At 53.3% G+C, this 349-nt stretch carries 1 rRNA gene; it reads right to left on the bottom strand.

The annotated features are described in order from the left end of the window. Positions 1–349, bottom strand: a 23S ribosomal RNA gene (locus ACEN88_RS34755); the annotation flags it as partial.

Consider the following 349-nt stretch of genomic DNA (forward strand, 5'->3'; position numbering starts at 1 on the left):
CACACGTCTCGACCCCTTGAATTACGCGCCCGGATTTGCCTAAGCGCCTTCTATGAGTCAAGAACCAACTATTCCAACAGTTGGACAACCTTCCGCGATCCGTCCCCCCATCGCATCATACGACGGTGCAGGAATATTAACCTGCTTCCCATCAGCTACGCATCTCTGCCTCGCCTTAGGGGCCGACTCACCCTGCTCCGATGAACGTTGAACAGGAAACCTTGGGCTTTCGGCGAGAGGGCTTTTCACCCTCTTTATCGCTACTCATGTCAGCATTCGCACTTCCGATACCTCCAGCATCCTTTACAAGACACCTTCTCAGGCTTACGGAACGCTCTCCTACCATATG

The organism is Massilia sp. CT11-108, from assembly GCF_047302915.1.
Taxonomy (GTDB): Bacteria; Pseudomonadota; Gammaproteobacteria; order Burkholderiales; family Burkholderiaceae_D; genus Telluria; species Telluria orientalis.